The organism is Vibrio fluvialis, from assembly GCF_900460245.1.
Classification (GTDB): domain Bacteria; phylum Pseudomonadota; class Gammaproteobacteria; order Enterobacterales; family Vibrionaceae; genus Vibrio; species Vibrio fluvialis.
In genome coordinates, this window is sequence record NZ_UHIP01000002.1 from 1010334 (window position 1) to 1030092 (window position 19759).

Consider the following 19759-nt stretch of genomic DNA (forward strand, 5'->3'; position numbering starts at 1 on the left):
TAAAGCTGCGTAAATTTTATTGAGCTAGACCATTAAAAACTGGGATTTTAAACAAGGAAGGCAGATTCCACCGCATTAGTGGGGCGGAATCTGGAAAGAAAAGGTAAGCAGCACTCAGAGTAGCGGTGCGAGTTGTTTTGCCATGTAATCGGCAATCCAAGGTTGAGCTTCCGATTTCGGATGCAAGCCATCCTTCATCATCCATTCTGGTTTGACGATGACTTGCTCAAGAAAAAACGGAATCAATGGAACGGCTTTTTCGTCCGACAGTGTCGGGTAGAGCTTGGCAATGGCATCACTGTATCGCTTGCCGTAATTGGGCGGAATACGAATTTGCATCAGAATGACTTTACTCTGGGTGGCCTGAATCTGGTCAATCATGCTGCGCAGGTTGTTCTCGACCACATTCGGTGGAAAACCGCGTAAGCCATCATTAGCGCCGAGTTCGATCAGAACCGCATCCGGTTGATGCTGTTTCAGCAATGAAGGCAGGCGGTCCAGGCCGTTACCCGTGGTATCACCGGAGATGCTGCCGTTAACAACAGAAACATTTTTGCCTTTTCCCTTCAAGGCGCGGCTCAGTAAACTGGGCCAAGCTTGCTCAATAGGCATCTGGTAGCCAGCGCTTAAACTATCGCCAAGTATTAAGAGTGTGTTACTACTAGCGCTAGCGGAAAAGAAAAGAACAAGAATCAAGGAAAGTCGTCGAATCATGCAAACACCTGTTATTTCAGCTCAATCGTTGTCCAAAGTAGTCTCCACCAATCAGGAGCAATTAACAATCCTTAAAGAGGTGAATCTGCAGATTCATCAGGGCGAAAGCGTTGCCATCGTCGGTACTTCTGGCGCGGGCAAGTCGACCTTAATGACACTGCTTGCCGGGTTAGATACGCCAAGCCACGGAGAAGTTCACTTACTCGGGCAGGCACTGTCTGAACTTGATGACGAAGCGCGTGCGGCGATCCGCAGTGAATCGGTCGGCTTTGTGTTCCAGAGCTTTCTGTTGATTCCCAGCCTTTCGGCACTGGAAAACGTCACCCTGCCATGTTTGCTGAAAGGCGAGGCCGAAGATCGCGACCGCGCGACCGCGCTGCTGGCGTCTGTCGGATTGGAACATCGCATTCATCACTCACCGGGACAGCTTTCTGGTGGTGAGCAGCAACGGGTCGCGTTGGCGCGCGCCTTTATGATTGGCCCGCAGGTGCTGTTTGCCGATGAACCGACGGGCAACCTGGATCAGGAAACGGCCGCCAAAGTGATTGATTTGCTGTTTGAACTCAATTCAAAACATGGCACCACGCTGGTGCTGGTGACGCACGATCCGAAACTGGCGGCACGCTGTGACCGCCGTTTCCACATGCAAGCAGGCATGCTGGAGGAGCGTACATGAGTCAGACCTCTGCCCCCGCGCTCAACCAGCGCTTAATTCGCTGGAGCCTGAGCGAGATTCGTCACGGTCAGTTGTGGCCCATTTCTGTGGCGCTGACCTTGATCATCGCTTGCGTATTTGCTCTCACGGCGCTGGCCGGACGCATGGAACAAGTGGTGGTGAAGCAGGGCAAAGATGCCCTGACTGCTGACAGCGTGTTTGTGTCCGCCAACCCGATTCCGCCCGCGCTGCAATCGCTCACTCAGCAGCAATCGATGACAACCTCGAACATGACCCGCTTTGCGACCATGGCGTTCAGTGACAACGGCATGCAGTTGGTGACAGTCAAAGCGGTGGATAGTCAGTACCCCATTCGCGGCGAAATGCAGCTTTCCGACGGCAAAAGCATCGTCAATCATCTTCAGCCTGGTCAACTGTGGCTGGATGAACGTATTTTTTCCCAGCTCAACGTGGCGATTGGTGACAATGTGACAATTGGGGATGCGGATTTTACCGTCAGTGGTCGCATCGTCGAAGAGCCTGGTTTGAGTTTTAACCCGTTTCAACAAATGCCGTCGGTATTTATTCACCAGCAGGATGTGGCGAAAACTGGCGCCTTGCAAATTGGTAGTCGAGTCAGTTACAGCTTGTTTATTAACGGTGAGCCTGCGCAAATCGAGGCGCTGAAAAAGGCGATTGAACTGACCCCAAGCGATCGCTGGCGCGATCAGAACAGCGCCAGCCGTACCAATGAAGTGTTTGAACGCACGCAGCAATACCTCTCTCTGACCGTTGCTATTGTGATCATTATGGCGGCGACGACGCTGGTGTTGACTTGTCAGCACTACGTCTCAACACGTCAGCGCACCATTGCCATGCTCAAAAGTTTGGGCGCCAGCAAACGTTGGATTGGCCGCTGGTTAGCGGTGCAGGTACTGATGTTACTCGGATTTGCAGCAATTGCCGGCATCGTGATTGGTGTCGGGCTGGAGTACTTGTTGCGCGTGCCGCTGGTGGATCTGCTGCCCAATCCGCTGCCGGGTTACGGCTATAAGCCTGCCATCGTAGCGTTGGCCTCCAGCGTGTTGATTGCTGTGCCTGCGCTCGGTATTCCGCTTGGACATCTGCTGAATGTGAATGCCGTGAGCGTGCTGCAAGCGGCGCAAAAACAAAATCGCCACCACTGGAATGTGGCGCTGATTTTAGTGCCGCTGATCCCGATGTTGGCGGTGTACTGGCAAAACCGCTTGGTGTGGATTGTGTTGGCTGGCATTGCGGTTCTGTTTGTGGTGTTAGCGGTACTGAGCGTTGCCGTCACGCGCCTGCTCGGTCGTCTTCCGCTCAGTACGTCAATGAAATTGGCACTCAGCCGAATCAATCGTTCCAGCGTGGCGACGGGGATTCAGTTTGGCGCGCTGTCACTGTCGCTGATGTTGCTTGCGGTGATGTGGTTGGTGCGTACCGACCTGCTTTCGGACTGGCAGCGCACACTGCCACCGGATGCCGCGAACGCCTTTGCACTCAATATCGCTCCGTATGAGAAAGAGGCTTACCTCAAAACACTCGACGAAGCCGGGATCGAACGCTCTCAGGCGTTTCCAATCATTCGGGGCCGTTTGGCGGACATTAACGGTGTTGATGCCAAAACATTGACTCAGGGGGAAGAGGGAACGGACGCGCTGCGCCGTGAGCTCAATTTTACCTGGGGAGAGTCGCTACCGAGCTACAACGAGGTGTTGGAAGGCAAATGGACCACACACGATGGTGTCTCGGTCGAGGAAGATGTCGCGCGCGATTTGGGGTTGAAAATCGGTGACAAACTGACTTTTGTCATCAACAGCCAAAAGATTGAAGCGGTCGTTAACACCATTCGCCACGTAGAGTGGCGCGAAATGAAGCCGAATTTCTATTTCATCTTCACGCCGGATGTCATGAAAGACATTACGGGCAGCTGGCTGGTGAGTTTCCGGGTTGAATCCCAGAATGATGCGCTGCTCAACCAACTGTCGCGCAATCATCCGACGGTGAGCTTGTTGGATATCCGCTCGATGGGAGCGAAGATCCAGACGCTACTGACGCAGATCGTTTGGTCGATCACCGTTCTGGCGGCTCTGGGAGTCGTGGCAGGCATCTTGTTGATCTTCACGCTGCTGCGTTTGAGCTTGAGCCAACGTCAACAAGAAATTCAGCTCTATCGTACTCTCGGGGCGAGTCGACGCCGAGTGACCCGCACGATATGGGCTGAATACGGTTTGATGGCGCTGATTGCGGGTCTGGTCGCCAGTATCAGTGCGGATACCGTCGTAGCGAGTGTGATGAAATTTGGTTTTGAACTGACACCATCGGCGCATTTCCTGATGTGGCTGACGTTGCCGGTGGTGACGTTTTGCACACTTGCTGTCGTTGTGAGCAGTCTGATTAAGCGGTTATTAGTCCCTATAAATAAAGCGTTTAATTAGAAGTTACTTGAGTAATTAGTTTAGTTATCCACAAAAACAGTGGATAAAGTTTGGGATAACTCAGCCTGTTAATAACTCACCGTTTCGCGCCAGCCCCGTGCCGCCGAAGGATCCAGCCAATTCGTTATGCACAAGGGGTCGAAAACGCGGTTTTGGCAATAATGAGTCAAGCATTTTTTTTCATTTTTTTGTCTTGATTTGTTCATAGAGTGATCTAGCTCCTCTGATGAGTAGTAAGAGAAAAATTGACGACATAAATGTGTCGTTATTGAGATAAGACCGCGTAAAAAATGTGATTTTCATAGCGTTTTACAAGCATTAGAATAAGCAGTGAATAAATGACTATCGGCAGCGAAATGTTACAAACAACGCCAAATACCGTGTCACCCAGCGTCGCTATCATTGGTGGTGGTGTTGCGGGGGCGACTGCAGCAGTTCATATGAGTGAATTAGGGCTCAACGTGTTGCTGTTGGAAAAAGGACCGGGGTTAGTCAATGGCCCACCTATTTGTCACCTGCATGCGGGCGGTAACTTGTACCGGGAAATCTCGCAGCAACAGTGCGTTGAGTTACTCAGACAGTCGATTGAGACGGTGCGCCTTTATCCTCACACGCTGAATAAGCGTCCGACGGTGATTGCGGTTCCGCATACCGACCCGGGGCAGCCGGAAGAGATTTTGCCGCGTTTGTCAGTCATTCAGGACGCGTATCAATCGCTGGTGGATGAAGATCCCCGCAATCAAATTCTCGGCGCACCGCAAGCGTATTATCAGACGTTTGATCGTGCGCAACTTGAAGCTCTGGCGGCAAAAACTCAGCCTCAGGAACCGACCACGATCGAGGAGTGGCTGATTCCGTTTGCTCAGCACACGGATTTGTCCACCTTGAAATATCCGGTGGTTGCGGTTCAGGAATATGGCTGGAGTGTCTTTCGTTTGGCAGCCAGTGCCGAACTGGTGCTGGCGTCTTTGGACAACTGCCAAGTGCTGACTAACGCGACCTTAGTTGCTTCGGCGTTCGTGGATAACCAGTGGCAACTGACATATCAGGATAAAAACGGGCACCAACATCAACTGGTGAGCGATTATCTGGTCAATGCCTGTGGCTTCGAAACCGGTAAAGTCGATGACATGACGCGCTTTTCGCGCCAGCGCCTGGTGGAATTCAAAGCCGCTTATGTTACGCATTGGCCGCAGTGCCAGCAGCAGTGGCCAGAAGTGATTTTCCACGGGCCTCGTGGCACACCGCAAGGAATGGCGCAACTGACGCCGTACGCTGATGGGGTGTTCCAACTGCACGGCATGACTCAAGGCATTACCCTGTTTGAAGATGGGTTAGTTGCGTCCAACGGCATCTCTTCGCAGCCGCAATTACCGGGTTATCTTGCCAACAAGATCACGCAAGGCTGGCAGGCTGACGCAACTCGTGAGCGTACCGAGCGGGCGATTGAGCATATGAGCCAGTTTGTGCCTGACTTTGCTCGCGCTGAAGTCGGCGGTAAACCATTGTTTGGCGCGCAGCAGATCCCCGGAGAAGACGCTACGCTGCGTGCTGCGGATGTGACTTTTGAAGCGCGTCATTATGCGCGGATTGAAGTGGTTAAAGGCTCTTCAGCGCTGGAAGCTGCGCGTAAGATTGTCGCTGAATGGCAATTGGCGGACGAACAGGCTGCAGACTCGATAGAGGCTCAGCATCCGGTCAGCATGAGCCTTTCTGCAGAGCAGGTAGAGCGGAAAGCACTGCAATTGGCTGACGAACGTGGTTATCCACAAGCGCTGGCGAAAGTGGTAGGAATGGCTTAAGCCATGAGCATAGAAATAAAAAAGCCCTGATGTATCAGGGCTTTTTTTGTGCGTATTTGCGGTAAAAATGACAAATGTGGCTCCGCGGACTTTTAGTAGCCGAAAAATCGTGCCCACTGGCACCACACATCTTGCAAGCCTTCCAAATCGCCTCTGACAAAACGAACGCTCTGGCCGGGTTTGGCTTGTGCTAAACGTGGTAAGTCGATCTTCGCCACGCAACCTATTTTTGGGTAGCCGCCGATTGTCTGGCGATCATTGAGCAGCACAATCGGTTGCCCATCCGGTGGAATCTGAATAGCGCCGAGAGCGATCCCTTCCGACAGAATGGGCTCTGAGGGAGGCGTGACCTCTGGCCCGGTCAGGCGATAGCCCATGCGGTCGGCATGCTGGCTGACGGTGTAGGTACGGTTAAAGAAGGTGTGCAGACTCTCTTTGTCAAAGCTGGCGTTCTGGTAACTCTCAATCACCCGCAGTCGCAGTGGCAGGTTGTAATCTGGCTTGAGTCGAAACGTCATTTGTAGCGGTTTTGCGTCTAGCGAGTGGGGCAGGAATTGCAGCACGTCACCTTTTTGTAGTGGTTTGCCATTCTGATGCAATCCGCCCAGACCTTCTTTTTTTACGGTAGAGACGCTACCTAAGTGGGCGTTAACCACAAAACCGCCGCGTACCGCGAGATAAGAGCGAAGTCCGTTGCGCGGCAGGGAAAACTTAAGCCGTTGTCCCTTTTGCGCGCTGAACGTACACCAGTTAGTCAGTGGTTTGCCATCAAGTGTGGCATTGAGGTCGCCGCCCGTGATGGCCATCTGACAAGGATGCTGAAGCTCAAATTCGGCCTGGCCTAAGGTAATTTCCAGAGTGGCAGCATTGACCAAGTTACCCAGCAGGTGGTTAGCCCAACTGTAAGCATAATCATCCACCGGGCCCGATTGGGTAATGCCGACATGGCTAAGTCCAAAGCGGCCGAAATCCTGAATCAGACTGAGTTGACCTGGCTTGATTACTGTCATGCAAGTTTTCATCGTGCGCTTTCCCATTGAAATTGCTCAGGTGCGATTATTCCGCCTAGCTCAAGGAATTCATCCCGGCTGATGGCACGAAACGTCACTTGGCTGCCAATCCCCCAAGGTATCATCGGCGATGTATCTGGCGTAAAGAGTGGCAGAGGGCAGTTCCCGATGATATTCCACCCACCAGGCGAGGCGTTTGGATAGACCGCGGTTTGCTGCTCGGCAACCGCAACGCTGCCTGCTGGAAGAGAGAGTCTCGGCGTGGCATGTCGCGGCCGGCGCAGTGGCTCGGCCACTTCCGTCATAAACGCAAACCCTGGTGCGAATCCGATGGCGCACACAGTGTAGGTTTGCTTGCTATGCAGTGCAATCACGTCATCCAGAGAGAGACCCTGTTGCTGATACAGTCTTAAATCCGGCCCGACATCTGGGTGGTAATAAACTGGCAATTCAACGGCCGCCGCAGGTTGAGCGTCCTTCTCGGTGGCTTTCTCAACACACTGTATGACGCGTTTTGCGAAGGTCTGAGGTGCAATGCGATACGGTAAGTAGTCAATCAGAATGGTGGTGTAAGATGGAGTCACGTTCATCACGTAGTCTCCCAGAGTGAGGCGGATTCGTTTGGCTATCTCTCCGATGATGAGAGACAGTGAAGCATGGGCTTGATGATCAAAACGAATCAGCAGGCTACTTTCTGCAACCTGCTCGATAGAGTAATTGAGGCGCAATTAAAATCCTTTTCATATGTCCAGTTGGTCGCGAATTTTGGCGATTAAGGCAATGGCTTCGTCGTTGTCGCCGTGTACACACAATGTGTCGGCCTCGATGGGAATCACGAAACCATCGGCACTGGTTACCTTGCCATATTTTGCAATTTGTTGCACTTGGCTCAGAATCGCATCTTCGGTTTTGAGCACCGCGTTGGGCATGGAGCGTGGTGTCAGGCTACCGTTCGCCAGATAGGTGCGATCAGCAAACGCTTCAAACAGCAGCGGGACGTCATAGCTGTCGGCGATATCCAGATAATCCTGATTGTTGGATGAAGCTAAAATCATCAGCGGAACGTTGAACACTGACACGGCATCGACCACGGCTCGGAAGATCTCTTTATCGCGCATCATGTCGTTATAGAGCGCTCCGTGTGGTTTGACGTAACTCAACTCGGCATTTTTGCTTTCACACAGCGCTTTCAAAGCGCCAATCTGATAGATCAGGATTTCGCAAATTTCCTCATCACTGAACGCCATGGAGCGGCGACCAAACCCTTGTAAATCGGGGTAACCCGGGTGAGCGCCAATCATGACATCGTGTTGCAGCGCCATATCAATGGTTTTGCTCATGACGTGAGGGTCGGAGGCGTGAAAGCCGCAGGCGATGTTCGCCATATCCACATACGGCATCACCAGATCGTCGGCGCCCATTTTCCAGGCGCCAAAACTTTCGCCCATGTCGCAGTTGAGTTTGATTGTACGTGTAGTCACCGGATTCGCTATCCTTGTTGTGTAAGTCACGGTTAAGTTGCAGGAAATGCGCGCTGCAAACAGTGATCCTATTCATTGTTCCTGTATTGCAGTCTCCGGTTTCTCAGCGGTTTGTCCAGATTTTTACGCGTCCCTTGAAAAGAATAGTGAACCAGAAAAGATTCAGGAAATTCGCTCGGTCTTATCCTGAGCCAAGATGCTCCCAGTTCGTGCGAGTGAGTGCGGGATTTTTGCGGTAAAATAGGTGAAAAACTGAGCGGGTACAACGCGGAGGACGTGTCGCAGACATAGCCGTTTAGAATTCGCAATTACTCAAAATCAATAATTTGCGCCTATCTTTATCGAAGGCAGTGGCAGAAATCGAGACAAATGATACCTAACAACAGGCCCACATTGGCCATAATGAATCTGCGATATTTGACATTACAAGGTCGGCGGTATGGCTGATCTGTCATTGCGCACCAAACTGCTGTTTCCTATTTTTCTGCTGATGACGCTGATTTTCTTCATCGCGCAGGGGTTCGGGCTGTATACCGCCACAGAATTACGCCAGACCAACCTCATCGAGCGGGTCAATGTGTTGTCGAAAGGCGTGGCATACAACCTTCAGGCGGCGGTGCTGTTTGATGATCAACTGGCGGCGCAAGAAGTGTTGTCGGCATTTTCCGCCGACAGCGATGTGGTACGGGTCAAGCTGTACAACGAATATGAGCAGCTGTTTGCGATGTATGAGCGGCCAGACAGCAGCGCGCCGATACCAAACGAAGCGCAGCGAGAGCAGATTCGCCTGCATCAGTATTCGATTGGCGATGATTATATTTACCTGCGCGTGCCCGTTGCAATCGACACCGATCACATGGCGTCTTTGCGGGTCATTATTTCCAAGCAATCGATCGACCAGCTCTACGAATCGGCGCTGTATAACGCCAGCTTCTTTTTCTCGCTGCTATTGGTTGGCGGTCTCATTCTTTACTGGATGGCGCAGCGCATGATTCTTTCTCCCGTGCTGGCACTCAATCAGGCGATGCAAGCGTTCATCGAAAAGCGTGAGCGCAGCCAAACACTGGTGAGCCGTTCGGACGATGAGATCGGCCATCTGGTCAATGCATTTAATACCATGCTGGATAAGTTAGAACAGCGTGAACGTCAGGTGTTGTTTACTCTCGACAAGCTGGAGCAGGAAAAATCGTTCGCGAACGAAGTGGTCGACACCGTGCAGCACGCACTGGTGGTTGTCGATGCGATGGGGATGATCATTCACTCCAATGATGCTGCCAATCATGTGTTCAAATGCACCAGTGCCTATCTGCGCGGGGCGAATCTGTTTCATGTGCTGAAAACCGAGGATATCGATCTGATTGAATCGGCACTGCGCAATGAAATTCAGCTCGATGAGCAGCTATTGGTTGCTACTGATGTGTTCAGCCATCAGCTGTTGTTGCGGGTGGGAAGCCGGGCATTGTCTCGTCCGGGGCAGACGCTGTTCGCCATTCAGGATGTCACTGAGGTTGAAATTGCTATGCGCCGTCAACGTCTGGCGGCCGGGGTGTTTGAGAACAGTCAGGATGGCTTGATGGTGCTCAACGCTCAGGGTGAAATTACATTAATTAATCCGGCGGTAACCCGGTTACTCGGTTATAGCCGCGACTTAATGTTGGATAGACAACCCCAGAACAGCGTGGCGTGGCAGCAGCTTTCTGATCTGTTACCCGCCATTTCGGAAGCGGTGGCCGTGCAGGGCCGTTGGCAGGGCGAAGTGTGGGAGCAACATCAGGACGGTCATCTGGTGCCATTGCTGATCAAGGTGAATCGAATCTCTTTGCCGGAAGCGCCACACGATTACGACATGGTGTTTATGATTTCCGATTTGTCGAACATCAAAGAGATGGAGCGGTTGGAGTATCTGGCTCATCATGATTCGCTCACCGGGCTGGCCAATCGCAGTGAACTTTACCGTGTACTGGAAGATATTCTGGCCACCAATCGTAACAAACTGGTGCCGTTTGCGCTGATCTATCTGGATCTGGATGGCTTTAAACAAGTCAACGACTCGTATGGTCACGATGCGGGTGATGAAGTGCTCAGGCAGGTGTCAGAACGTTTGCTTTCTCAGGTGCGCAGCCACGATCTGGTGGTGCGTCTCTCTGGCGATGAGTTTGTGTTGGTGATTCATCCCAGTGAGCGTGACAGTGTCGCGTCGTTGGCAAATCGGCTGCTCACTTTAATAGCGCAGGATATTGTCTATCGCGGCCTGTTGCTGAACGTCGGCGCGAGTCTGGGGATCTATTTTGTCGACTCTGTCGATGAAGACATCGATACCATCATGAAATCAGCGGACAGTGCCATGTATCAGGCCAAGTGTTCCGGAAAAGGGCGTTTTGTTCTCATTGATAAGGCACAGCGAGATCAAGCCGATTCCTGAGTGATTTCAGGGGCTAATGCCGCTACAATGACCGCAAATTCTAAGGAGGCTAGGCATGAACGTTTTAGTAACAGGTGGCATGGGCTACATTGGCAGCCATACCTGCATTCAAATGATTGCAGCGGGAATGACGCCTGTCATTCTGGACAACCTGTACAACAGCAAATCCACCGTATTAGCGCGCATTGAAAAAGTGTCAGGTGTGCGCCCTCAATTTATCGAAGGCGATATTCGTGACAAAGCACTGCTGATCGACGTGATGCAACGTCATCAGATCCAATCGGTGATCCATTTTGCTGGCTTGAAAGCCGTGGGCGAATCGGTACAGAAGCCACTGGAATACTACGACAATAACGTTAATGGCACTCTGGTGCTGGTGGATGCGATGCGTGAAGCGGGCGTGAAGTCGTTGGTATTCAGCTCATCGGCGACAGTGTATGGCGATCCGGCATCCGTGCCAATCACTGAAGATTTTCCGACCAGTGCAACGAACCCTTATGGCCGCAGCAAACTGATGGTCGAAGAGTGTCTGACCGATTTTCAAAAAGCGAACCCGGACTGGAGCATTACCTTGTTGCGTTACTTCAATCCGGTTGGTTCACATCCATCGGGCGAACTGGGTGAAGACCCACAAGGTATTCCTAATAATCTGATGCCGTTTATCTCACAAGTGGCTGTCGGCCGCCGTGAATTCTTGTCGGTATTCGGCAGCGATTATCCGACCAAAGATGGCACTGGTGTGCGCGATTACATTCATGTGATGGATCTGGCGGATGGTCATATTGCAGCACTGCAAAAAGTGGGCGAGAAAGCGGGTCTGCACGTCTATAACCTGGGGACAGGCAATGGCTACAGTGTACTGGAGATGGTGAAAGCGTTTGAAGCGGCTTCAGATAAAGCCGTGCCTTACCAGCTGGTGGAACGCCGTCCGGGCGACATCGCAGAGTGCTGGGCTGACCCGGCGAAAGCGCAGCAAGAACTGGGTTGGAAAGCGACGCGCACGCTGGAAGAGATGACTCAGGACACCTGGCGCTGGCAATCCAATAACCCGCAAGGTTATCCGCAAGCCTAGTGGCAAAGATAAAAAAGCCAGTCTGATGACTGGCTTTTTGTTTGTCTGCGAACAGTTAAGCTTAGTTGGTGCGGTAACGTTCCAGAATCTGACCAAGGTTGCGCGTGGCTTGCGCAATGTTGGCAATACCTGCCGAGGATTGCTGCGCTACTGTGCGGATGGTGTTGGACTGCGCGCGAATATCACTCAGTTCTGTCGCAATATCATTTGCCACTGAGCTCTGCTCTTCCGCAGAGGTAGAGATCTGCACGCTCATGTCGTTAATCATTTGCGCAGAGTCGGCGATCTGGTTGATGTCCTGGCCGATTTCAGACACCAGCGAACTGCTGCTCTGAGCTTGTGTCACCGTCTGCTGGGTCATCTTAGCGATGTTCTGGCTTTCGGTTTGCAGTTTTTCAATCATTGACTGAATCTCAACGGTCGCTGCCTGCGTGCGGCTGGCCAGGGTACGCACTTCATCCGCAACCACAGCAAAACCGCGTCCCTGTTCACCAGCGCGAGCGGCTTCGATCGCGGCGTTCAGTGCCAGCAGGTTAGTCTGTTCGGAAATTGCGTTGATGGTGGTGATCACTTCGTTAATCTGAATCGCGTTCTCGTTCAGGGTCGAGACCGAAGAAGAGGTTTGCGCAATGAATCGCGATAGCTGCTCAATCTCATTGATCGCTTGTTGTACGCGGCGACGGCTGCTATCGACCTGCTTTGAATCCTGCTCGGCCTGATGAGTCGCTTGCTGAGAAATGCTCGACACTTCCTGAGCAGAGGCGGTCATCTCTTCCATCGCAGTGGCAACAGAATCCAGTGACGCATACTGGTTTTGAATCTGGGTTTCGCTCTCTTTCATCTCTTTGGCAAACGAGTTTGAGCTGTCACTCAGAGTCGATGAGTTGTCTTTCACCGATACCACTAAGTCAGTCAGCGTATCCATGGCGTTGTCCAGTGCGCAGCCGATAGTACCAAACTCATCGCGGCCCGGGTGAAAACCAAGACGTGACGTCAAATCGCCTTCCGCAATTTTCAATGTGGTGGTGTAGAGCACCCACAATGCGCCGCCGATGAAGGTGGCTACCCAGTAAACGAAAATGGCAAACGGAATCGCCCACAAGTAGGCCATAAAGAAAGAGGTCAGGGCATCTGAGCGAGTTTGCTGTGCCTGACGAGTGAAATCTTCGCTCAGTGCATAGACTTTACCGTCGCTCGCGCTTGATGTTGCGGTCACGCGGCCGTTGTTATAAGTGGTATCGGCAATGCTTGAGCGAGTTTGTAGCCCCGGAATGGTCGTCACGTCACCATGACTTAACATCCCTTGTAATTTGTATTCTACGGCCAGTTTTGACTGATCTTCAAAACGCGTCAGCGTGTCGAAGTAGCGAGCGCCAGCAATGGCAGTTAACGCGGTCAGAAAGAGGGCAAAAATCACCCACATTTTGTCGTTGATCGACATCTTAATGAACACGCGGTCAATCGTCCTGAATTGAACTTCTTTCATGGTTACTCCGGTGCAACAGAAATAGATTGGAATAGACGGGTATATCGTACCGCTGAATGTGTTTAACCCTGCATAAATTTATGAAATATATGTTGGGTTAATTAATGAAAGTGAGATGTTTGTCAAATTAGGTGTGCGAATAATAAAAAGGGTGAATACCGTGATATTCACCCTGTTGCGTTTACTTTACCGAAAGTAAGATTAGCCCAAAGATGGCAGAACCCCGACGGTAATGAGCAGCTGCGCGCCGACGATTAGGATGCCTACGACACCGGTGATCGCGAGAGCCGGAGTGCCACCCATTACTTGGTAGTAGTCGTTGTTATTCGCCTGACGACGTACGCGGGCAACCATCACCAACGGCAGGAAGATAGCCAGCACAGCCAGTGCGATAGCGGCGTAGCCCAGTGCCATGATAAAACCTTGTGGGTAGAACAGCGCAAACATCAACGGTGGAGTGAAAGTGACCAGCGACGCGACGATGCGGTTCATGTTGCCATCTTTCTTACGGATGGTGTCACCCATGAATTCAAACAAGCCGAGGCTGACACCCAAAAATGAGGTCAGCAGTGCCAAATCGGCAAAGATACCAATCACATGGCCTAAGTTCGACTGATGAACGGTTTGCGATAGTGTGCCGATAAGCGCACTCAAACCCGCGTTATTAACCAGATCCGGTTGGCTTACGACACCCAGTGTCACCACTTGCCAGAATACGTAGATGACCAGCGGTATCGCAGAGCCGACGACGATCGCTTTACGCAGAGAAGGCGTGTGACCGTCCAGGTAGTTGACGATCGCCGGAATACTGCCGTGGAAACCAAAGGAGGTGAAAATGACCGGAATAGAGGCGACGATAAGGCCTTGGCCCAGCGGCATACTCAGCAGGTAAGACTGACTGACATTTGGTGCAAGGAAGGTTAACACCATCACCATGGCCACCATCTTACCCGCAAACAGCAGGCGGTTGACGCGATCCACAGTACCCGTACCGATGGTAACGACCGCCGCGACAATCAGGGTGAAAATCAGTGTGCCAGTCGGCCCGCTCACTTCAAGGCCGGTAAATTCGCTGATGCGGTTGGTAAACTGCGCGCCGCCACCGGCAATGTATGCTGCGCAAAGTGCGTAGAAAAGGAACAGCATAGCAAAGGTCGCGATCCATTTACCTTTATTGCCAAGGATCTGTTTAGCAAGCGTGTGTAGCGTTGCGTCTTTGTCTGCGTATTGGTGAATTTCCACCATCAGCAGCGCGGTAAACGCCATGAGTGCCCACAGTGCGAGCATAATCATCAGGGAAGTGGAGAAGCCGATTCCGGCTGAGGCTAGCGGCAGAGCCAGCATACCAGCACCAATGGTGGTGCCAGCGATAATCAAAGTACTGCCTAAAAGCTTTGATTGCATCATAATGTAAACTTATATGTACGATTGTTGTGGTTGCATAAGTGCATTGTGCGAATAATAACCAGTTAATAACGTCATAATCGCTGGTTTTGAGCTATTTTGTAGCACCAAGGGGTTTTGGTCAACGTGTTTGTAAAAATAAAAATCCATAACTGTAATTAAAAGTATACATCTTGGGCTGTGCTGATTGATGGGGTAGCAAAAGCGGCACAACCTATGATAAACATCATACTTTGTTGCAAGATGACTTTCGGTTTTCACAAGAGTGTCATATAAGCAATATAGAAAGGAAACGGGATGGTGAATCCCGCGTTTTATTAAGGAGGTCGACAATGAGTGACCAAACAACATACCAAGAAGACAGTCTTGAGCTGCTTGATGCGCTTGAAATTGGTTTTGATCTGTCTGAATACGAGTCAGCTCGTGAAGAAATCAACGACGATTTCTGTCTTCAATAATCCCGTCAGATAAGCCAACCCTTGGTGTTGGCTTTCCGCTTATGAACTATCTAGCCCATCTCCACATCGCGGATCATTGTCAGAGTAGTCTGCTCGGCAACCTGTTAGGTGATTTTGTCAAAGGTGACCCCAGCGCACAATTTTCTCCCGAGATTGCGCGTGGTATTCGTTTGCATCGTTTGGTTGATGCATACACAGACAGTCATCCGGTTATGCAGCAAGCCAAAGCTTGCTTTTCCTCGCAAACCCGCCGTTTTGCGCCGATTGCGCTGGATATGTTCTGGGATCACTGCCTGGCAAAAGAGTGGCGCCTGTACCATGATCTTTCACTAAGAGCGTTCGTAAACGGCGCGCAGCGACAGGTTCAGCAGGCGTATCCAGCGCAGTTACCCGAGCGCTTTACCCGCGTTTCTGAACATATGTGGCAGGGACGTTGGCTGGAGTCTTATGCTGACTTCGATAACATCGAGTTTGCGCTGCAACGCATGTCGCAGCGCAGTGCACGTATGGCGACTCTGGCTTACTGTTTTGACAGTATGAACAAGCACTACCAACCTTTGCGCCAACTGTTTTCCTCTCTCTATCCGGACGTATTAGAGAAAGCCAAACGCGCAGAGGTCTGATACAATCCGCGGCCCATTGTTTTTCGAGTAAGTAACATGTCCGCAGAATCTTCAACTTTTCTTTCATTAGGCATTGCTCCGGCGCTGGTTGAGCGTCTGCAGCAGCTTAGAATCCAAACGCCAACGGATATTCAGGCTCAAGCAATTCCGCATGTGCTGGAAGGGAAAGATGTGTTAGCGGGCGCGCAGACTGGCACTGGGAAAACCGCCGCGTTTGGTCTGCCACTGATTCAGCGCTTTCTCGATAACCCGGCGCCTCGTGAAGCCAACAGTAAGGATATTCGCGCGCTGGTTCTGGTTCCGACCCGTGAATTGGCGCAGCAAGTGTTCGATAACCTGCAAGCGTATGCTCAGGGCAGCGAGCTGAAAATCGTTACTGCCTATGGTGGCACCAGTATGAACGTTCAAAAGCAAAATTTGCGTGGCGGGGCGGACATTCTGATCGCAACCCCAGGCCGGTTGCTTGACCATGCCCACGTGAAAACGCTCTATCTCGGCAACGCAGAAGCTTTAGTGCTGGATGAAGCCGACCGCATGCTCGACATGGGCTTTATGCCGGACATTCAGCGCGTACTGCGTAAAATGCAGCATGATCGCCAAACCCTATTCTTTTCCGCGACGTTTGATAGCAAAATCAAAGCGTTTGCTCATCGCATGATGCAAACACCCGTTGAAGTGCAGGTGGCGCCGAGTAACTCTACAGCTGATACGGTTGAGCAAATGGTGTACCCGGTGGATAAGAAGCGCAAACGTGAACTGCTGGCGTATCTGATTGGTTCACGTAACTGGCAGCAGGTGCTGGTGTTTACGCGCACCAAGCAAGGCAGTGATGCTCTGGCACAAGAGCTGAAACTGGATGGCATCAAGGCCGCATCGATCAACGGTGATAAAAGTCAGGGCGCACGCCAGAAAGCATTGGATGATTTCAAAGCAGGTAAAGTTCGCGCGTTGATCGCGACTGATGTCGCCGCGCGCGGGATTGATATCGCCGAGCTGGAACAAGTGGTGAATTTCGATATGCCGTTTAAGGCCGAAGATTACGTTCATCGTATTGGCCGAACGGGCCGAGCTGGCAAATCCGGCTTTGCGGTATCCTTGATGAGCCACGATGAACAGCCTCTGTTGGAAGCGATCGAGCGTCTGCTGGATAAGCGTCTGCCGCAAGAGTGGCTGAAAGGGTATGAGCCGTCACCGGTAGTGATGAGTGATGAGAGCAATACGCCTCGCCGTAACAGCCGCTCGTCGGAAAAGCGTAAAATGAAAGCCAAACTGAAGATTCATGCCAACCGTGGCAAAAAGCAGTAACCGCTATTGAGTGGTGATTTACTCGATGTCACACGATTAAAAAAGGCTGCCCTCGGGCAGCCTTTTTTCTATTCTTCCGCTATCTCACACATTTGCGCGCACTGTTTTTCCCAGTTGTAGTCCAGATTGTAAACCAGATCCGTTACCGCCTTTGGTTGTAATACACTCTCTGAAGGTACATTAAATTTGTGCACCATAATGTCGTTAAACAGTTGCCAGTGGCGCAGCAGACAGACATCTAGATCGTCGGTTTCTTCGATAAAGGTCTCTCGCAAAAACGGCGTAAGGCTTGCAGCACCATGGGTGTACATAATCATCTGCCACTTCAGCTCCCAGATTTTAATTGGGGAATCCGGGTATTCAGTGTTGTATTGGTTGGATAAGTCTTCAATCAGACACTCCAGCTCACCGGCTGTATCAATGAAGTAGTCGAACAAGGCATCTTCCTGACGCACGGCATCGGCGATCAGTTGGATAGGTTGTTTGACGATCAGACCATGAGCGAGCAGGCGCATGATAAAGGTATACAGTTTGACGTTCACCGGAGTGGTGTCGGGAATGTTGTCCAGCACCTTGCGAATGTAATGTTGCATGTAAAGGTGCAGACCATCACTGATGCTGTGCCAAATCTTCTCTTTGCTGCCAAAGTGATGACGAATGAGACTGTGCGATACGCCGGCCTTTTCACTGATATGACGCAGAGAAACCCGGGCATAGCCGAGCTCGCAGAACATTTCTGCTGCCACTTTTAAAATGTGATATCGGGTTTTCTGTGCATCTTGAGCGCTGCGGCGCCCTTGTCTCTTTTCTGTCATTGCTTCTTTTAGTCCACCTTGTCGGCCGTTGTTTTACCAGATCTGATCCGGAGTTTCACGGAAAAAAGCACAGTGATAGCGACTGTTTGCTCATTTAATCGCCCTGTGAAGCATAAAATGCAGCAATGTCACGCAAGTCTTCATCATTGAGCTTTTGCAACTGCGCTTGCATCATCTGCGCTAATGGCCCGGAACGTTCACCATTTTGGTAAGCCTTCATCGACGAAAACAGGTAGTTTTCGCTCTGGCCTTTGAGATTAGGGTAGCTTGAGTTAACGGCTTTTCCATCAGAGCCATGACAAAATATTCAACTTGGCGCCTTTTGCTGGCCAAGAACGGGATCGCCTTCAACGGCCTGAGCGTTGAGTGACACAAAGAGGACTGGGAAAAGTAGCCATAGGCGCATAATGGAATCTCCATGAAAAACTGCGCCTATTGTAAAGCTTCCCCTTAGGGGAAGCGCAAGAGGTTCTAGAGCAGAGCGGCTAACTCTGCGAGCAATTGGTCGATGTCGCTACGCGTCACGTCTTTATGCGTGACGAAGCGCACCGGATTGCCGGCAGACACCAGAATGCCTTTGTGTTTTAGCTGTTGGCAAATGGCGCTGATATCGACCTGACTGTCGAGTTTGGCAAAGACGATGTTGGTTTGTACGTGCTCTGGATTAACGTGAAAGCCCGGTAAAGCAGCCAAACCTTGTGCCAGATGTTGCGCGTTTTCATGGTCGGTCGCGAGCTGAGCAACCTGCTCGGTGAGTGCCAGTTTGCCAGCCGCTGCAAGAATCCCCGCCTGACGCATACCTCCGCCCAACATTTTGCGAATGCGACGTGCTTTTTGAATGAATTCGGCATTACCAAGCAACAACGAGCCAATCGGCGCGCCAAGTCCTTTAGACAAACAGATCGTCATTGAATCAAAGTGCTGCGAGATTTCGCGAATATCGACATCCAGCGCCACGGCTGCATTGTAGACGCGTGCCCCGTCAAGATGCAGCTTAAGGTTGTGCTGATCGACAAATTCGCGCGCTTGTTTCAGATATTCCAATGGCAGCACTTTTCCGTTAATGGTGTTTTCCAGGCTCAGCAGGCGAGTACGGGCAAAGTGGAAATCATCCGGTTTGATGGCGGCTTTGAGCTTGGCAAAATCCAGAGTGCCGTCCGGATTGTTTTCAATCGGTTGCGGCTGAATAGAACCCAGGACGGCCGCGCCGCCGGCTTCATATTTGTAGTTGTGGGCTTGCTGGCCGCACAGATACTCGTCGCCGCGTTCACAGTGAGACATCAAACCAAGCAGGTTGGCCTGCGTACCGGATGTGGTAAACAGCGCCGCTTCAAAACCATGACGCTCAGCGGCCCAGCATTCGAGCTCATTAACCGTCGGGTCATCCCCATAGACATCATCTCCCACTTCCGCGTTGGCCATGGCATCCCGCATCGCCTGAGTTGGTCGGGTCACAGTATCAGAACGAAAATCCATCTCTACTCCTTGTCTCGATTTTTTACAGATAGCCACAAAGCTTGGCTTTACTTAAACACGCGATGGTTTTGGAATCGCTGATTTCACCTTCAATGATCTTTTGTTCCAGCTCGTGAATCGACAATTCCAGTACTTCGATTACTTCATCGTCGTCGCATTCAAAACGGGCGGTTTTGCTGAGCTGTTTCGCGACATAAAGGTACTGAATTTCGTCGCAGAACCCGGCCAGTGGTGTGACTTGGCCAAGTTCGATAAATTGGCTGGCGCTGTAGCCCGTCTCTTCTTCCAGTTCGCGTTGAGCGCAGGCCAGTGGCTGCTCACCTTTCTCGATGGTACCGGCTGGCAGTTCCAGTAACCATTTTTTCAAAGAGGGACGGAACTGACGGATCACGACCACTTTGTTGTCTGTTGTGACAGGCAGGATCACCGCAGCGCCCGGGTGTTCAATCGTGGTGTGCGTTACGGTTCGCCCGTTCGGCAGTTGCACCTCTTCTTCAATCAGAGAAATGGTTTTCCAGGTGTGTATGGTTTTGCTCATGCAAATAATCTTCAGGTTGGGTGAGAGCCGCGTTTGGTT

At 51.4% G+C, this 19759-nt stretch carries 17 protein-coding genes and 1 pseudogene; 8 read left to right on the forward strand and 10 right to left on the reverse strand.

Features of this window, described 5'->3' with window-relative positions; translation table 11 throughout:
• Nucleotides 1-114: 114 nt before the first annotated feature.
• Entirely contained in the window at nt 115-714 is a 600-nt protein-coding gene (gene tesA / locus DYA43_RS19710; RefSeq protein ID WP_038127732.1) for a multifunctional acyl-CoA thioesterase I/protease I/lysophospholipase L1, read from the reverse strand.
• On the opposite strand from tesA, the gene DYA43_RS19715 reads away from it, so the two are divergent.
• The 3 genes from DYA43_RS19715 to DYA43_RS19725 all read left to right on the forward strand — a co-directional run bounded on the left by DYA43_RS19715 (nt 713) and on the right by DYA43_RS19725 (nt 5630).
• Nucleotides 713-1390, forward strand: a complete 678-nt coding sequence (locus DYA43_RS19715) for an ABC transporter ATP-binding protein (protein WP_020329125.1) — start codon at nt 713-715, stop codon at nt 1388-1390. The genes tesA and DYA43_RS19715 overlap by 2 nt on opposite strands.
• A complete protein-coding gene (locus tag DYA43_RS19720; RefSeq protein WP_061055446.1) occupies nt 1387-3828 on the forward strand; it encodes an ABC transporter permease in 2442 nt (813 codons plus the stop codon). The genes DYA43_RS19715 and DYA43_RS19720 overlap by 4 nt, the downstream gene beginning before the upstream one ends.
• A gap of 338 nt (nt 3829-4166) precedes the next feature.
• Complete coding sequence (locus DYA43_RS19725) at nt 4167-5630, forward strand: FAD-dependent oxidoreductase (protein ID WP_061055447.1); 1464 nt, start codon at nt 4167-4169, stop codon at nt 5628-5630.
• A gap of 92 nt (nt 5631-5722) precedes the next feature.
• Here DYA43_RS19725 and DYA43_RS19730 read toward each other — a convergent pair whose 3' ends face one another.
• Genes DYA43_RS19730 through DYA43_RS19740 form a run of 3 tightly spaced genes read right to left on the reverse strand, consistent with a single transcriptional unit; the run spans nt 5723 to nt 8121 of the window.
• Nucleotides 5723-6652, reverse strand: a complete 930-nt coding sequence (locus tag DYA43_RS19730; RefSeq protein WP_081094688.1) for a 5-oxoprolinase subunit C family protein — start codon at nt 6650-6652, stop codon at nt 5723-5725.
• Complete coding sequence (locus DYA43_RS19735; protein WP_061055449.1) at nt 6649-7368, reverse strand: 5-oxoprolinase subunit B family protein; 720 nt, start codon at nt 7366-7368, stop codon at nt 6649-6651. Before DYA43_RS19735 ends, DYA43_RS19730 begins: the two co-directional genes overlap by 4 nt.
• A gap of 12 nt (nt 7369-7380) precedes the next feature.
• Nucleotides 7381-8121: a 5-oxoprolinase subunit PxpA gene (locus DYA43_RS19740; RefSeq protein ID WP_020430315.1), complete on the reverse strand. Its 741-nt coding sequence runs from the start codon at nt 8119-8121 to the stop codon at nt 7381-7383.
• A gap of 439 nt (nt 8122-8560) precedes the next feature.
• On the opposite strand from DYA43_RS19740, the gene DYA43_RS19745 reads away from it, so the two are divergent.
• Both DYA43_RS19745 and galE read left to right on the forward strand, forming a co-directional pair.
• Complete coding sequence (locus DYA43_RS19745) at nt 8561-10543, forward strand: diguanylate cyclase (RefSeq protein ID WP_061055450.1); 1983 nt, start codon at nt 8561-8563, stop codon at nt 10541-10543.
• Between the two features lie 55 nt (nt 10544-10598).
• The gene (gene galE, locus DYA43_RS19750; RefSeq protein ID WP_020430313.1) at nt 10599-11615 is read left to right on the forward strand and encodes a UDP-glucose 4-epimerase GalE; all 1017 of its coding nucleotides are present in this window, start codon (nt 10599-10601) and stop codon (nt 11613-11615) included.
• A gap of 61 nt (nt 11616-11676) precedes the next feature.
• Here the strand turns inward: galE and DYA43_RS19755 are convergent, their stop codons facing one another.
• Nucleotides 11677-13101, reverse strand: a complete 1425-nt coding sequence (locus DYA43_RS19755; protein WP_061055451.1) for a methyl-accepting chemotaxis protein — start codon at nt 13099-13101, stop codon at nt 11677-11679.
• 201 nt (nt 13102-13302) lie between these two features.
• Nucleotides 13303-14508 (reverse strand): aromatic amino acid transport family protein, encoded by a 1206-nt coding sequence (locus tag DYA43_RS19760; RefSeq protein ID WP_047460452.1) that lies wholly within the window; start codon nt 14506-14508, stop codon nt 13303-13305.
• Nucleotides 14509-14837: 329 nt separating this feature from the next.
• Here DYA43_RS19760 and DYA43_RS23170 point away from each other — a divergent pair, with 329 nt between their 5' ends.
• From DYA43_RS23170 to DYA43_RS19770, 3 genes are read left to right on the forward strand one after another with little or no spacing between them, the layout of a single operon-like run.
• The gene (locus DYA43_RS23170; protein ID WP_020329137.1) at nt 14838-14963 is read left to right on the forward strand and encodes a hypothetical protein; all 126 of its coding nucleotides are present in this window, start codon (nt 14838-14840) and stop codon (nt 14961-14963) included.
• A 41-nt stretch (nt 14964-15004) separates the two neighbouring features.
• Nucleotides 15005-15586, forward strand: a complete 582-nt coding sequence (locus tag DYA43_RS19765; protein ID WP_020329138.1) for an acyl carrier protein phosphodiesterase — start codon at nt 15005-15007, stop codon at nt 15584-15586.
• 36 nt (nt 15587-15622) lie between these two features.
• Nucleotides 15623-16891: a DEAD/DEAH box helicase gene (locus tag DYA43_RS19770; RefSeq protein ID WP_061055452.1), complete on the forward strand. Its 1269-nt coding sequence runs from the start codon at nt 15623-15625 to the stop codon at nt 16889-16891.
• A 68-nt stretch (nt 16892-16959) separates the two neighbouring features.
• Here the strand turns inward: DYA43_RS19770 and DYA43_RS19775 are convergent, their stop codons facing one another.
• The 4 genes and pseudogenes from DYA43_RS19775 to DYA43_RS19790 form a co-directional block, all read right to left on the reverse strand.
• On the reverse strand, nt 16960-17706 hold the full coding sequence (locus DYA43_RS19775; protein ID WP_020430310.1) for a TetR/AcrR family transcriptional regulator: 747 nt from the start codon (nt 17704-17706) through the stop codon (nt 16960-16962).
• Between the two features lie 94 nt (nt 17707-17800).
• A pseudogene (locus DYA43_RS19780) lies at nt 17801-18112 on the reverse strand (c-type cytochrome).
• Nucleotides 18113-18177: 65 nt separating this feature from the next.
• Nucleotides 18178-19182 carry a low-specificity L-threonine aldolase gene (gene ltaE / locus DYA43_RS19785; protein ID WP_024374974.1) on the reverse strand — a complete coding sequence of 335 codons (1005 nt, stop codon included), beginning with the start codon at nt 19180-19182 and terminating at the stop codon, nt 18178-18180.
• Nucleotides 19183-19204: 22 nt separating this feature from the next.
• The gene (locus DYA43_RS19790; protein ID WP_020329143.1) at nt 19205-19720 is read right to left on the reverse strand and encodes an NUDIX hydrolase; all 516 of its coding nucleotides are present in this window, start codon (nt 19718-19720) and stop codon (nt 19205-19207) included.
• Nucleotides 19721-19759: the final 39 nt, after the last annotated feature.

What these genes read in the sequence shown, in the direction of transcription:
- DYA43_RS19715 (WP_020329125.1), top strand. Translation starts at nt 713, where the DNA reads ATGCAAACACCTGTTATTTCAGCTCAATCGTTGTCCAAAGTAGTCTCC.
- tesA (WP_038127732.1), bottom strand. Translation starts at nt 714, where the DNA reads ATGATTCGACGACTTTCCTTGATTCTTGTTCTTTTCTTTTCCGCTAGC.
- DYA43_RS19720 (WP_061055446.1), top strand. Translation starts at nt 1,387, where the DNA reads ATGAGTCAGACCTCTGCCCCCGCGCTCAACCAGCGCTTAATTCGCTGG.
- DYA43_RS19725 (WP_061055447.1), top strand. Translation starts at nt 4,167, where the DNA reads ATGACTATCGGCAGCGAAATGTTACAAACAACGCCAAATACCGTGTCA.
- DYA43_RS19730 (WP_081094688.1), bottom strand. Translation starts at nt 6,652, where the DNA reads ATGAAAACTTGCATGACAGTAATCAAGCCAGGTCAACTCAGTCTGATT.
- DYA43_RS19745 (WP_061055450.1), top strand. Translation starts at nt 8,561, where the DNA reads ATGGCTGATCTGTCATTGCGCACCAAACTGCTGTTTCCTATTTTTCTG.
- galE (WP_020430313.1), top strand. Translation starts at nt 10,599, where the DNA reads ATGAACGTTTTAGTAACAGGTGGCATGGGCTACATTGGCAGCCATACC.
- DYA43_RS19755 (WP_061055451.1), bottom strand. Translation starts at nt 13,101, where the DNA reads ATGAAAGAAGTTCAATTCAGGACGATTGACCGCGTGTTCATTAAGATG.
- DYA43_RS19760 (WP_047460452.1), bottom strand. Translation starts at nt 14,508, where the DNA reads ATGATGCAATCAAAGCTTTTAGGCAGTACTTTGATTATCGCTGGCACC.
- DYA43_RS23170 (WP_020329137.1), top strand. Translation starts at nt 14,838, where the DNA reads ATGAGTGACCAAACAACATACCAAGAAGACAGTCTTGAGCTGCTTGAT.
- DYA43_RS19765 (WP_020329138.1), top strand. Translation starts at nt 15,005, where the DNA reads ATGAACTATCTAGCCCATCTCCACATCGCGGATCATTGTCAGAGTAGT.
- DYA43_RS19770 (WP_061055452.1), top strand. Translation starts at nt 15,623, where the DNA reads ATGTCCGCAGAATCTTCAACTTTTCTTTCATTAGGCATTGCTCCGGCG.
- DYA43_RS19775 (WP_020430310.1), bottom strand. Translation starts at nt 17,706, where the DNA reads ATGACAGAAAAGAGACAAGGGCGCCGCAGCGCTCAAGATGCACAGAAA.
- ltaE (WP_024374974.1), bottom strand. Translation starts at nt 19,182, where the DNA reads ATGGATTTTCGTTCTGATACTGTGACCCGACCAACTCAGGCGATGCGG.
- DYA43_RS19790 (WP_020329143.1), bottom strand. Translation starts at nt 19,720, where the DNA reads ATGAGCAAAACCATACACACCTGGAAAACCATTTCTCTGATTGAAGAA.